Annotated in this window: 11 protein-coding genes; 5 read left to right on the top strand and 6 right to left on the bottom strand. The window is 51.0% G+C overall.

Annotated features, from left to right (window positions below):
• Positions 1–94: 94 nt before the first annotated feature.
• Positions 95–907, top strand: a complete 813-nt coding sequence (gene ispE, locus ACW9SV_RS02930) for a 4-(cytidine 5'-diphospho)-2-C-methyl-D-erythritol kinase (RefSeq protein WP_479555240.1) — start codon at positions 95–97, stop codon at positions 905–907.
• Here the strand turns inward: ispE and ACW9SV_RS02925 are convergent.
• From ACW9SV_RS02925 to tgt, 3 genes are all read right to left on the bottom strand, one after another.
• Positions 884–1780, bottom strand: coding sequence for a DMT family transporter (locus tag ACW9SV_RS02925; RefSeq protein ID WP_479555239.1), 897 nt, complete (start codon positions 1778–1780; stop codon positions 884–886). The two genes, ispE and ACW9SV_RS02925, sit on opposite strands and share 24 nt — an antisense overlap.
• Before the next feature lie 145 nt (positions 1781–1925).
• Positions 1926–3002: an LptF/LptG family permease gene (locus ACW9SV_RS02920; protein ID WP_479556506.1), complete on the bottom strand. Its 1077-nt coding sequence runs from the start codon at positions 3000–3002 to the stop codon at positions 1926–1928.
• Positions 3003–3119: 117 nt separating this feature from the next.
• Entirely contained in the window at positions 3120–4250 is a 1131-nt protein-coding gene (gene tgt / locus ACW9SV_RS02915; protein WP_479555238.1) for a tRNA guanosine(34) transglycosylase Tgt, read from the bottom strand.
• 170 nt (positions 4251–4420) lie between these two features.
• Between tgt and ACW9SV_RS02910 the strand changes: the two genes are divergently transcribed.
• The 3 genes from ACW9SV_RS02910 (at position 4421) to rsmG (ending at position 7169) form a co-directional block, all read left to right on the top strand.
• Positions 4421–5551, top strand: coding sequence for a glycosyltransferase (locus tag ACW9SV_RS02910; protein ID WP_479555237.1), 1131 nt, complete (start codon positions 4421–4423; stop codon positions 5549–5551).
• Positions 5542–6150, top strand: coding sequence for an RNA polymerase sigma factor (locus tag ACW9SV_RS02905; RefSeq protein WP_062542709.1), 609 nt, complete (start codon positions 5542–5544; stop codon positions 6148–6150). Before ACW9SV_RS02910 ends, ACW9SV_RS02905 begins: the two co-directional genes overlap by 10 nt.
• A gap of 377 nt (positions 6151–6527) precedes the next feature.
• Positions 6528–7169 carry a 16S rRNA (guanine(527)-N(7))-methyltransferase RsmG gene (gene rsmG / locus ACW9SV_RS02900; RefSeq protein ID WP_479555236.1) on the top strand — a complete coding sequence of 214 codons (642 nt, stop codon included), beginning with the start codon at positions 6528–6530 and terminating at the stop codon, positions 7167–7169.
• 124 nt (positions 7170–7293) lie between these two features.
• Here the strand turns inward: rsmG and ACW9SV_RS02895 are convergent, their stop codons facing one another.
• Positions 7294–7878: a hypothetical protein gene (locus ACW9SV_RS02895; protein WP_479555235.1), complete on the bottom strand. Its 585-nt coding sequence runs from the start codon at positions 7876–7878 to the stop codon at positions 7294–7296.
• Positions 7879–7979: 101 nt separating this feature from the next.
• Positions 7980–9923, bottom strand: a complete 1944-nt coding sequence (locus ACW9SV_RS02890) for a peptidylprolyl isomerase (RefSeq protein ID WP_479555234.1) — start codon at positions 9921–9923, stop codon at positions 7980–7982.
• 70 nt (positions 9924–9993) lie between these two features.
• Here ACW9SV_RS02890 and ACW9SV_RS02885 point away from each other — a divergent pair, with 70 nt between their 5' ends.
• Positions 9994–11262 (top strand): MFS transporter, encoded by a 1269-nt coding sequence (locus ACW9SV_RS02885; RefSeq protein WP_479555233.1) that lies wholly within the window; start codon positions 9994–9996, stop codon positions 11260–11262.
• Between the two features lie 108 nt (positions 11263–11370).
• Here the strand turns inward: ACW9SV_RS02885 and ACW9SV_RS02880 are convergent, their stop codons facing one another.
• Positions 11371–13224, bottom strand: coding sequence for an ABC transporter ATP-binding protein (locus ACW9SV_RS02880; RefSeq protein ID WP_479555232.1), 1854 nt, complete (start codon positions 13222–13224; stop codon positions 11371–11373).
• Positions 13225–13250: the final 26 nt, after the last annotated feature.

The following is a 13250-nucleotide window of genomic DNA, read 5'->3' as shown; positions in this document are numbered from 1 at the left end:
ACGGTTGACAGAATCCTGTTTTACTTCTGATTTTGGAAAACCAGTGCTGAAACGAAAGTACGATTCTCTGGGCATATTCTATTAATTTGCGCCTATGATTCAATTCCCGAACGCGAAGATAAACCTTGGTCTGCAACTGGTAGAAAAACGCCCCGATGGGTTCCATAACCTTGTCTCCTGCTTTTACCCCGTAGGCTGGACCGATGCTTTGGAAATTCTGCCCTCAGACACAGAATCTGCCTTCACGCTCTCGGGCCTTCCGGTGCCCGGCGACCCCACCGCCAACCTCTGCTGGAAAGCATACGAACTGCTTCGCCGGGACTTTGACCTGCCCTCTATACAAATGCACCTGCATAAGGTGATTCCTATGGGAGCGGGCTTAGGCGGCGGCTCCGCCGATGCGGCCTTTACGCTCAAGATTTTGAACCAGCAATTCGGGCTAGATTTGACTGAGGAGGCACTGGAAAATTACGCCCGCCAATTAGGCAGCGATTGCGCGTTCTTCATCAGAAACAGACCTGTGCTGGCGGTAAAGAAAGGTGATGTGTTTGAGCCTATTTCACCTAATTTAACCGGGTGGCACCTGTTGCTGGTGTACCCAAACTTGGCCATCAGTACCGCCGAAGCCTATGCCGGGGTTTCGCCCCGTTTTCCAGAAAAGGACCTTAAAACATTGCTCGCCCAGGATGTCTCCAGCTGGAAAGAAGCGGTGGTGAATGATTTTGAGGTAAGCCTGTTCCCTAAATACCAAATACTGGCAGACCTGAAAACACAATTATACCAGATGGGTGCTGTGTACGCGTCTATGTCGGGCTCAGGGTCTACCATGTACGGTTTGTTTAGGACGCCACCTGCTGGTCCTTTGCCTTTCCCCCAGGAGTACTCAGTTTGGCAGGGCGTCCTTTAATTTTCGCTGTCGCCGGTTCAGGACACTTTCCAAGATAGGGTGCAGAAACACGCTGAACAGGATGATCGCGGCTCCATAATAAAAGCCCGCAGACATTTTTTCGCCTTCTTTGAAGATAAACCAGGCCAACAGGATGCCATATACGGGCTCCAGGTTCACGGTCAGGTTCATGGTGTAGGCGCTGAATTTCTGCATGAGCCGTACGGCCGCCGTGTACGCGTACACCGTGCAAACCAGGCCTAACATACCAATGCTGAACACATCCAGTCCCGTCAAGGTTAACTGTAATTCACCGGTATCGGTCATCCACTCACGATAGAAGGGAAGGAACAGGCAGGTGGCTACCCAAGCGCCGGCCATCTCGTAGCAGGTGATGGTAGTGGCGGCGTGCTGCTTGGTGAGTTTGCTGTTGATGATGGTAAAGCAGGAGGCTAGAAACGCCGATCCCACGGCCATGGCAATTCCCACCGCATGGTCAAATTCGAACCGGAAGATGACGTATAGCCCAACAATAATGAGCAATGCCAGCGCCACCTCATGGGGTTTTATCTTCTTGTTTGTGAAAATCGGCTCTAAAATAGACGTCCAGAGGCTGGCCGTTGCCATACCCGCCAAACAGATAGACACCGAAGAGACCCGTGCTGAGGCGAAAAACAGAATCCAGTGCGCGGCAATCAGGAACCCCACACTCAGGATTTTGGCAATGTTTCGCCGACCTATCCTGAACGATTCTTTCCGGAGTTTGATGACCACTGCCAAAGCCACTGCTGCCAGAATAGTCCGGTAAAACACCAGTTCCACTGCCGGAATAGAAATGAATTTTCCTAAAATGGCCGTAAAACCCCAAAGTATAATGATGAAGTGAAGTTCCAAGAAATCTTTGAGCCGAGGGGTTTGCAAAGGAAGTAAAAATTAAAAATGATAGGTTTTGAGCCAGTTTTCGAGAAAACAGCCCTTAAATAGAAAAGCTTCTGGCACAGCCTATAAAGACGGTACCAGAAGCCGTAAGAACATCAGATTATCGGGGAACAGTTCGGTAGAGCACGATGCCGATGACTGTAAACACCGCCAGCGGCACGAACGCCGCTAATTGCGGCGGAATACCGCCCACGGAGGCCAAACTTCGGCTCATCATCACGAAAATGATGAAGATAAACGCGAGCACAAAGCCCAGGGCTATCTGCAAACCAACCCCGCCGCGTACCTTCCGGGAGCTCAGGATAACCCCAATGATGGTGAGTACGGTGATAGCGAACGGATAGCTCATCCGCTCGTACTTCTCCGTCATGTACATCTCCACGTCGGTAGCGCCACGCAGGATTTTTTCGTCTATGAGCTTGTTCAGTTCGGCGTTGGTGAGGGTCTCTTTGAGGCGGTAGGTGCTGGCAAAGTCTTTGGGCAGCAGGTTGAGCGTGGTGTCAATAGCACCACCTTGTACCACAGTTTCCTTGTCGCCGTTGAAGGTGCGCAGGGTGTAGGCATCCATGTGCCACTTCTGTTTGGTGCTGTCCCAGCGGATAGATTCTGAGGAAAGTTTTCTGATGAGCTCCTGCTTCCGGATGGTTTCCAGGGTGAACTTGTAGCCCACGTTGGCGTGGTTGTTATAGCTTTCCAGGTACGCATAAGAGTCTGGACCGATGCGGAAGTGCACGTTTCGGCCTTCAAAGGTGTAGGGGTTCTTCACGTACTTGATTTCAAAAGCCACCCGCGTTTTATTAGCCGTAGGAATCACGTACGACGCGAAAAAGAAAATGAAAATCCCGATAATGACTGACCCGATGATGTAGGGCACTAGCATCCGCTTAAACGAAACCCCGCTGCTCAGAATGGCCACAATCTCGGTGTGCGACGCCAGCTTGGCCGTCACAAACACGGTTGCAATAAACACCGTTATGGGGCTCAACATGTTGATGTAGTGCGGAATCATGTTCATGTAGTAATCTACCAGAATGATCTTCACGGAGAGATTGTGCTGAATGAAGTCATCATTCTTCTCCACGAAGTCAATCACGCAGATCACCGCAATCAGGATGATTACCACGAACACGAACGTGGTCAGGAACTTCTTGAGGATGTAATTATCTAAGAGTTTCAGTTTCACACTTATTCAATTATGAATTCAAAATTAGAAAGTAGGAATGGCCTAAAGTGTTAGTGACAACCCAAAGGCTAGCATCCCTGATTTCTAATTCATAATTTCTACTTTCTGGTTTTATAACCGTGTCATTAACTTTTTCACCATCTGGTCTTTCCAGGTCCGGAACGTTCCAGCCAGAATCTGCTCGCGTGCCTGACCCACTAACCACAGGTAAAAGGTAAGGTTGTGCACGCTGGCAATCTGGGCACCCAGCATCTCGGTGGCGTGCATCAAGTGACGCAGGTACGCCTTAGAGTAAAACGTGCTCACGTAGCCGCCCAGTTCCGCATCAATAGGAGAGAAGTCCTCTTTCCAGCGTTCGTTCCTGATGTTGATGATACCTTGCGTGGTGAACAGCATCCCGTTTCTTGCATTGCGGGTTGGTAGCACGCAGTCAAACATATCAACGCCCAAAGCAATGTTCTCCAGAATATTGGCCGGTGTGCCCACGCCCATGAGGTAACGCGGTTTATCAGCGGGCAGTATGTCGCAGACCAGCTCGGTCATCTCGTACATCATCTCGGCGGGCTCACCCACCGACAAGCCACCAATGGCGTTTCCGGGGCGGTTTTTAGACGCGATGGTCTCCGCTGACTGGATGCGCAAATCTTTGTAGGTGCTGCCTTGCACGATAGGGAACAACGTCTGCTCGTAGCCGTACTTGCCTTCTGTGCTGTCAAAGCGGTCAATGCAGCGCTGCAACCAGCGGTGCGTGCGCTCCAAGGAGTTACGGGCGTAGTTGTAGTCACAAGGATAAGGCGTGCACTCGTCAAAAGCCATGATGATATCGGCGCCGATGGTGCGCTGCGTGTCCATCACGTTCTCAGGAGTGAACAGATGGCTGGACCCATCAATGTGCGAGCGGAATTTCACGCCATCTTCAATAATCTTGCGCGTGCCTGAAAGGGAGAACACCTGGTATCCGCCGCTATCGGTGAGAATGGGTCTATCCCAACCGTTGAATTTGTGCAGACCACCTGCTTTCTCCAGCACGTTAAGGCCTGGGCGCAGGTACAGGTGGTAGGTATTGCCTAGGATGATTTGGGCCTTTACGTCTTCTTTCAGCTCGCGCTGGTGCACGGCCTTTACGGTACCGGCGGTGCCCACCGGCATGAAAATAGGGGTTTGTATGGTGCCGTGGGCGGTGGTCAACACACCGGCACGGGCTTTTGAAGCGGGATCTTGCGCTACTAAATCAAAGGTCATGGACAATAGGTAAAGTGCTGGAGAAGCCTTCTTTACAGAAGAAAGCAAAGGCCAATCAAGAACCCGCGCTTCCCCAAACAGCAAAGATACAAACAACCTTTTGTTCTGCCGCCCCGCAGGTATGCCTCTCCCAGAAATTTGTGCTATTTTTGGATTCAGTTTTCTTCGCCTTGGATCTTACATTTTACCTTATTGCCGCTCTGTTCTGCCTGCTGATTGCCTGTGTGCTGGTGCAACTATTTTATGGACTCTATTATTTCCTGCCGTTGTCCTTCCATAAAGAGCAGCAGGACATCAACCCATCGGCGTTGCCGCCTTTGTCTATTTTGGTAGCCGCCCACAATGAAGTAGAGAATCTGCAGGAATTACTGCCGCTTTTGATACAACAAGAGTACCCGGCGCCGTTAGAAATAATAGTGATAGACGATCGCTCCTGGGACGGGTCCCATGTACTAGTGAAAGAATATGCCCTGGAACACCCCAACGTGCGCCTGCTGCAAATAAAAGAAACGCCTGCCCTCATGAGCCCCAAAAAATATGCGCTTTTTCTGGGAATTAAAGCCGCTCAGTATGAGCACTTATTGCTCACCGATGCCGATTGCCGGCCCCTCTCAACCCAGTGGGCGCAGCAAATGGCCAGCGGGTTTTTAGGGGGAAAGGACATCGTTTTGGGCGTTTCTCCGTATATGCAGATATATGGATTCTTAAATCATTTGATCCGGTTTGAAACCTTCTTGACGGCAATGCAGTATCTGTCGTTTGCCAAGAGAGGCCAGGCATATATGGGAGTGGGGAGGAATCTGGCTTATACCAAATCAACGTTCTTACGTAACAAAGGCTTTGCCTCCCACATCAGGTCCTTGGGAGGGGACGATGATTTATTTGTGCAGGAAGCTGCCAAACACTCTGCCGTCCAGATTGTCATTGACCAAGGCGCCCAGACAAACAGCACCCCGGAAACCCGGTGGCGCGACTGGTGGCGCCAAAAACGGAGACATTTGGCGGCAGGGCGGCAGTACCAAAAGAAGGAACAGTTCAGACTCGGACTTTTTGTCTTGTCAAATGGGCTATTTTATGTAATATCACTTGTTCTTTTAGGGTTACAGTACCAGATGTTATGGGTTGGCCTCATTATTGGGGTGAGGTATGCCGGTCTCTACGGCACTTATTTGCCAGTAGCGCGCCGCCTGAGAGAACCCTTGGCCTGGTGGCTGTTGCCGATTCTGGAACTGGGGTATTACCTCAATTATATAGGGATCGGGATCTCTGTTTTAACGACTAAAAAGGTAAGATGGAAGTAAATAAACAATTCTCCGCGAAAGCGAAACACGATTTTAAACTGATCCAGTCAGCGGTAGAAGACGGAGATGAGAAGGCCTACGCCGAGCTGATGCAGATCTACAAAAAGCCGGTTTACCACGTGGTTCTTAAGATGGTGCGCAACGCAGATGATGCGGAGGACCTCACCATTGAAGCTTTTGCAAAAGCCTTCCGCAACCTGCACAAATTCAACCCGGAGTACGCCTTCAGTACCTGGCTGTTCCGCATTGCCACCAACAACTGTATTGACTTCATTCGGAAGAACAAGATCAAGACCATGAGCATTGACTCGGCTATCAAGATCGATAACGGCGACGAGATCACCATTGATTTCAAAGACAACAACCTGAACCCGCAGGAGTCTGCCATCAAGAACCAGAAGATTGAGATCATGCAGTACATCGTGAGCAAGCTGCCCGACAAGTACCAGCGCCTAGTAACCCTGCGTTACTTTGATGAGCTGTCTTACGAGGAGATTGCCACCGAACTCAGCGCCCCGCTTGGAACCGTAAAGGCCCAGCTGCACCGCGCCCGCGAGTTGCTGTATGACATGGTGAAAAACAAAAAGCACCTGATCTAGGATCAAGCGTGCCCAAGATTTTAAAATTGAAATGTTAGCAAAAAGCAGTCCATGTGGCTGCTTTTTGTGTTTTAAAGCTGTTTTGGAAAAGTTGCTGCTAACTAGAAAAATCCCGCAAGTTTGAGCGCAGCGGTAACTTGCGGGTGCCTTTGTGCCAGTTGGTAACTGGCTTTTGTTCTAATCAAATAGTGTGTTTCGCCAGTTGCAAACTGGCGGTCAATGCTACTCCAAGTTACCGCTTCGCTCAAACTTGAACTATGAGACAAGTTGAGTTTTAAGCCTCTTTTCCAGATAACAGACCTAAAAGGGAACAGGCCAATTTCTAACTCAGGACTCAAGACTCAGAACTCAGGACTCCTTTCCTTATCTTTGAGCCTATGAACCCAACATCCACCGATATCTTAGTTCACTACTTCCCAGAACTCACCAAGGAGCAACAGCACCAGTTTGCACGCCTTGCCGAGTTGTATGTGGAGTGGAATTCCAAAATCAACGTGATTTCCCGAAAGGACATGGATAATCTGATGGTGAACCACCTGTTGCATTCTCTGGGTATTGCCAAAGTGGTGCAGTTTCCGGTGGGAACCTCGGTGATGGATGTAGGAACCGGCGGCGGCTTACCAGGTTTACCCCTAGCCATTCTGTTCCCTGAGGTGAAGTTTCACTTGGTAGATTCCATTGGCAAGAAGATTCATGTGGTGCAGGAGATTGCCCAGGAACTGCGCCTGCACAACGTGAAAGCAACCCACACCCGTGCTGAGCAGGTACATGAAAAATATGACTTCATTGTCAGCCGTGCCGTAGCAAGATTGGCTACTTTTTACCAGTGGATTCAGTTCAGCTACAAAAAGGAATCAGTGCCCAACCAAGGACTATACTACCTCAAAGGCGGCGACTTGACGGAAGAGTTGGCTGAGTCTGGATTGATACACGAGGTGTTTGATCTGAGCAGTTATTTCCAGGAAGAGTTCTTCGAAACGAAAAAAGTGGTATACGTGCCGCTGCATCCAACCGCGTAAAGGTTTAGAGTCTACTTTTGGGAAAAAGGGTAAAAACATAAAAAGCAGAAGCCTCTTCAAGTGAAGAGGCTTCTGCTTTTTATGTTTTATAATTAGACGTGAAAAATAGTTGGTGTAGTGCTTTTTAACCTCTTCTAAAAGTTAGTTTATCTAGACTATCACTGTTCAGTATTATTGCGATATCTTCTAAAGAGCCAATAGTGAGACAAAAGGGGCTTGAGTTGTCGTTCTGTATGAAAAAGCGGAATTCCTGTTGATAAGAATATTCTAAGGGCTTTTTGAAAACAGACCAACTTCCTAAATACTCCTTTGTGTTCACATAATCAACAGGGCCATATATTACCTTAACAGATTGATTGATCGCTTCTTTTTTAATCCTAGAAATAAATTCCTCAACATTCGTGATAATGACAAAGGCATCCCCAAAATCTTTGCACCTATTATCTATTAATATCTCTTCTGGTCTAGGCGTTTTGTATAAGGCATACATGGAATAAATATTCCCATTAAGTTCATTATGCCATAGGGAGAGTCTACCCGTCTCAGCATAACCTATCTTTCTTCCCTTGTGAGATATTTCAATGTTAGTTATCTTTTTGATTTCAGAAAGACTTTCATGCTTATCGCCTCTTAACTCGTTATCCTCAATCTTCACGAACTCACTTAAATGATTCATATAAATTACTCCGTTCTTGTAGAGTTGTTCCATATGAACTTTCTGTCCGAATTTAATAAAGCCAAATAGATTGATTTCCATTTTGAATTAGTAGAGGTGAAGAAGTCTTGCGACCTAATACTTGTGTCTTGCTTCTATTTCACCAACTCCACCTTCTCAATGGTATCCCCAATATTCAGTTGATGCACCACGTCCATTCCTTTCACCACGCGGGCGAAGATGGTGTACTTGCCGTCTAGGTGTGGGGTGGGAGAGTGGGTGATGAACCATTGGCAGCTCTCGGTGTCTTTGCCCGCCGAGGCCATGCCTACGTAACCTTCCAGGTAATTCAGGTCTGCGAATTCAGAACGGATGGCATAGTCCGTAGAGCCCCAGCCGTCGCCGCGCGGACAGCCGCCCTGGGCCACGAAGTTGGGCACCACGCGGTGGTAGTTCTTGCCGTTGTAAAAGCTTTGCTCCAGTAGCTCCACAAAGTTGGCCACGGAGCCCGGTGCGTCTTCCACCAGCAGTTCAAAGGTGATCTCGCCTTTAGAGGTCTTTAACCTAGCTTTCTGATTTTTCTGCAGCTTGTTCACAGTGGCCCAGTTGATAGGATGGCTGAACGGAGTAGCGGGAGTTGGAGCGGAGGTCTTGCCTTCCAGGTAATCCAGCGTTTTCTGCAGTTCCAGGTAGGTTTCAATGTCGCGGGGCAGGGTGAGTTTGTCGCGAGCCTGAGTCAGAAAAGAACGGTCGGCGTAGGCATCCTTCATGTTCAGGTCAGGGTTCCGGATGGCACCGGCGGCAATGCCTACCATGGCCACATCACCTGATTGTATAGCCCGTTGAAATAACTGGTTGAAGGTAGAAGCTGTCCTTGTGTCAAAGTTTTTCTGTCCTCTGATGGATACCAACGCTTCAATGCCCGAAGTGCTGATGGCTGGATGGGCTGCTTTAAACGTCTGCTGCTCAATAAAGGAAAACTGGCTCTGGTCTTTGCTCAAGGCGGTGAGCAGCGCTGCTTTTTCATACGGGTTCTTCGCGGCGGCAAACCGTTGCTGAATCTGCTGGCTCATGGCCCCTTTCTGCTCTGCAATAGCCGAGGCCAACGCCGCGCCAAACAACGTAGCCCGTACCCGCCAATCTTGCTGCTTGTTGGCCGCTTCCAACAACCTTGCAGATTCTGTGGCAGGTGCTTTGGCGGTCAGGTACTCGGCGGCGCTGAGGGCCACCAGTGGATGTTTGTCTGACAAGGCGTTCCAGGCGGCGGCTTGCACGGCAGCGTAGGGCAATTGGTACAAAGGACGAACCGCATTGATCCGCACGCGGTAATCAGCGTCTTTGCTCAGTACTTTGTTTACAACCGCGGCAATGCCCACGGTATCGGTCATTTTGCCTAAAGCTAGTGCCGCTGCCATGCGTACATTAGCACTGGGGTCTTGCTGCACTACTTTAAAGACCTGTGCTTTGGCTGGGCTTGGGTCTACTTTGGCAGTGCGGCCTAGAAAATGGGCAGCGCCTAAACGGGCCTCTTCCTGACCTGAGTTTAGAAGGTCCGCAGCCTTGGTGATGGCTCCCGCATAGTTCAGTTTGCGTTGTCCGGCCCGGTAAATGGCCCAGGCTTGCGCGACTTGCATCTCGGGTTGGGCCGTGTACCGTGAGATCATGTCCAGTCCGTTCTGCGTGGCGCATTTGCCCCAGGCTTCTAGGATCTCGGCACGGGTAGGTACGTGTTGTTCTTTCTGGTAGGCTTCCATCAATGCACTTTCCGCAGCCACATTCCCAATCTGCCCCAAGGCATACGCCGTGGCTTTCCTTACTTCCGCTTCCGGGTCTTGTAGCAAAGGCGTTAGCGCCGTGATTGCCACGCTGTCCTGTACCGAGCCGAAGGCCAAAGCAGCCTCGCGGCGGTACATGGTTTCGGGGCGGTTCAGGAAGGCAAGCAAGTCCTGGGTTTTGCGTTCGTCCTGGAGCGTGTAGATTTTGCGCAGGGTCGCGTCACTGAATTTATTCATGCCACTAGTGGCACTTTGCTGGGCGGGCTGTCGGCAGGCGACAGCCAATAGAACTAAAGCAGCGGCGTTTCTGAGGTGTTTTTTCATAAAGAGCACTTGAGCACGGAAGATACAAAACTGTCCTGAGTCTGTGATAAAGCCTTTAGGCCGCAGAAACATGAAATGTTGTTTTGGTCCTGCTTTGGGGAAAATGGGGGAGAAACACGAAGTGATTGTCTTAAAAATGCAGACCTTTGCGCCCATTATGATTACCGCTGCCCCCGCTACCACTACTTACTCGTTTCGTTTCTGGATGCTGTGCCTGAGTTCGTTTCTCTTTTCGGCCAGTTTCAACATGATCATCCCAGAGCTGCCCAACTTCCTGACCCACCTGGGCGGCGCCGATTACAAAGGCTACATCATCGGGTTGTTTACCCTTACGGCCGGACTCTCTCGCCCCTTCAGCGGCAAACTCACCGATACCGTGGGCCGTTTGCCTGTCATGTACTTTGGGGTGGCGGTCTGCATTTTGTGTAGCCTGCTGTATCCGCTGCTCACCACCGTTTTCGCGTTTTTGCTGCTGCGGCTCATCCATGGCTTTTCCACCGGTTTTACGCCCACGGGCGAAGCAGCGTATATTGCCGATATCGTGCCGCTGGAGCGAAGAGGCGCCGCCATTGGTATTTTCGGCTTGGCCGGAAGTTTAGGTTTGGCGGCCGGACCAGCCATTGGCGGAGAGTTCAGCCGGCATTTCTCTTTGAATGCGCTCTTTTATTCTTCCTCCGGCATGGCCTTGTTGTCTATTCTGGTCTTGGTGAACCTGAAGGAAACGCTACCCAGTCCGCAGAAATTTAAGCTGGGCTTGCTGCGCATCAAGAAGGATGAAATCTTTGAACCGCGGGTAATGCCCACCTTCATTGTGATGTTGCTCACGCTGTTCTGCTACGGCGCGGTGCTCACCGTTACGCCAGATTTCAGCGAGCATTTGGGCATCCAGAACAAAGGACTGTTCTTTACCTTCTATACCGTTTCTTCCATTGGCGTGCGGTTCCTGGCAGGCCGCGCTTCAGACCGCTTCGGCCGGGTGCTTATCCTGCGTATCTCCACCTTGTTGATGGCGTTGTCCATGGTGGCGTTAGGACTAGCCGAAAACAAAGCCATGTTCCTGGGAGCGGCCGTGTTGTACGGCTTCGGAACCGGGATGAACTCGCCCACCCTCTACGCCTGGGCCATCGACTTGAGCCACCCAGAGCGCCGCGGCCGCGCTATGGCCACAGTGTACATTGCTTTGGAAGCTGGTATTGGCATCGGTGCCTTTGCCTCTGGCTGGATTTATGGAAACGAGATAGGGGCCATTCCTTACGTGTTCTGGGGAGCCGCTGCCTTGTGCTTCCTGGCGTTCCTGTTTGTGGTGCTTGGCAAGTTTCCGAAGAGGGTAGAAGCTTAACTGTTTTCGGGCCGTTTTTAAGAAAATGCCACGTTTTCTCCTTCTATGGGGTGAGCCAGCTTTACTTTCCTAAACTTTCCAACTCAGAACTCAAGACTCAGAACTTCTTTACAAGTATCCCTTGGCCTGTAATCTAAACAGCTCCGCGTAGCGGGTGCCTTTGGCGATGAGTTCTTCGTGGGAGCCCATTTCTACAAATTGCCCGTTCTCGATGACCAAAATCCGGTCGGCCATGCGGACGGTGGAGAAGCGGTGGGAGATAAGCACGGCAGTTTTCCCCTGCGTCAGTTCCGCGAAGCGTTGGAAGACCTCGTGCTCAGCGCGGGCGTCAAGGGCAGCGGTAGGTTCATCCAAAATCAGGAGCTGGGCGTCGCGCATGTACGCTCTTCCCAAGGCTATTTTCTGCCACTCGCCACCCGATAAATCCACGCCCTTGTTGAACCGGCGGCCGATAATCTGGTCATATCCCTCAGGGAGTTTGGCGATGACGGTATCTGCCAGGCTTTGCTGCGCCGAAGTCTGGATGCGTGGTCGGTTCTCTTTTTCTTCAATCCGGCCGATGGCGATGTTAGTGCCCGCGCTCATCTGAAACCGCACGAAATCTTGGAAAATAACGCCAATCTCCCGGCGCAAATCAGCGGGGTCGTACTCGCGTAGGTCAATGCCGTCCAGCAGAATCCGTCCTTCGGTAGGATCGTAGAGGCGGGAAAGCAGTTTCACCATAGTGGTTTTGCCGGCGCCGTTTTCGCCTACTAAGGCCAGTTTCTCACCAGCATGTAAGGTGAAGTTGAGGTGACGAAGTGCCCATTTTTCGGAGTTGCGGTACTGGAAGCCCACGTTTTCAAAGGTGAAGCCGTGTTGGATAGGCCGCGGAAAAGCCGGGGCCGAAGCCATGCGCCGGATGCGGGGTTGCAGTTCAAAGAAATCAAAGAAATCTTGCAGGTACAAAGCACCCTCGGCCACGCTGGTGAACCGGTTAAGCACTGACTCCAGCAATCCGCGCAAGCGCATGAAGGAGCCGGAGAGAAACGTCAATTGTCCTAAAGAAACCTGTCCTTGCACGGTCTGCATGAGCAGGTACACGTACGCTCCGTAGTAACCGGCGCTGCCTAAGGCGGCAAACACGCTACCCCAACCGGCCCTCCGGATGGCCAGTTTCTCGTTGTCTTTGTAAAACTGATTGGAAAGTGTACGGAAACGGTCTACCAGAAAGCCTGACAGCCCGAAGATCTTGACTTCTTTGGCGGTGTCATCGCTAGCGCCGGTTTGGCGGAGGTAATCTAGTTCGCGGCGCTCAGGCGTCCAGCCGTGCACCAGGGAGTAGCTGCGTTCGTTGAAGTGCGACTCTCCCAGGAAAGCAGGCAATACGGCCACCAACAGCAACAGCAACAGCCACGGATAGAAGGCAATAAGACCGGCGGCCAGGAAGATCATGGTCAGAATGTCCTGCATCTGGCCCAAGACCTGGCTCATGAGAATGGTTCGGCTCAGAGTTTGGCGGCGGGCGCGTTCTAGTTTGTCATAGAAAGCAGAATCCTCAAATTGGTCCAGGTCCAGCTCGGCGGCGTGCTCCATGAGCCGCACCGAGGACTGGTTCGCAAACAAATCGCCTAACAGGCCATCCAGCAAGGCAATGCCCCGGTTCAGGAAGTCAGAGAGTACCGCCAGCCCAAATTCAACCGCGATGAGCGTGAACAGGTAGCCCAGCAGTTTGTCGTTGGTCTGGGTAAGGCGTACTACTTCGTCAATGATGAGCTGGCCCACGTACAGCATGGCCAGCGGAACGGCCGCCCGCAGCAGGCGCAGCACTACGTTCATGAAGGCCATGCGCGGGTTCGTTTTCCAGACCATTTTCAGGAACGGCGGCAAATGTTTAAGCGCACTTACCCGCTCCTTTACCGACAGCTGCGGTTGCCCTTCGCGTCTCTTTTTCTTGCCAAATAGATTATCCCAAAATGCCATACGCGGTGTTTTACTAGAAAGCCTTT

This window comes from Rufibacter sp. JT20002, from assembly GCF_056491185.1.
Note: the sequence above shows the minus strand (reverse complement) of the source record. Positions and strands in the feature narration are given on the sequence as shown.

Bases quoted from the DNA above. Each gene is read 5' to 3' on its own strand.
- ACW9SV_RS02895 (WP_479555235.1), bottom strand. From the start codon at position 7,878: ATGGAACAACTCTACAAGAACGGAGTAATTTATATGAATCATTTAAGT.
- rsmG (WP_479555236.1), top strand. From the start codon at position 6,528: ATGAACCCAACATCCACCGATATCTTAGTTCACTACTTCCCAGAACTC.
- tgt (WP_479555238.1), bottom strand. From the start codon at position 4,250: ATGACCTTTGATTTAGTAGCGCAAGATCCCGCTTCAAAAGCCCGTGCC.
- ACW9SV_RS02890 (WP_479555234.1), bottom strand. From the start codon at position 9,923: ATGAAAAAACACCTCAGAAACGCCGCTGCTTTAGTTCTATTGGCTGTC.
- ACW9SV_RS02885 (WP_479555233.1), top strand. From the start codon at position 9,994: ATGAAATGTTGTTTTGGTCCTGCTTTGGGGAAAATGGGGGAGAAACAC.
- ACW9SV_RS02905 (WP_062542709.1), top strand. From the start codon at position 5,542: ATGGAAGTAAATAAACAATTCTCCGCGAAAGCGAAACACGATTTTAAA.
- ispE (WP_479555240.1), top strand. From the start codon at position 95: ATGATTCAATTCCCGAACGCGAAGATAAACCTTGGTCTGCAACTGGTA.
- ACW9SV_RS02880 (WP_479555232.1), bottom strand. From the start codon at position 13,224: ATGGCATTTTGGGATAATCTATTTGGCAAGAAAAAGAGACGCGAAGGG.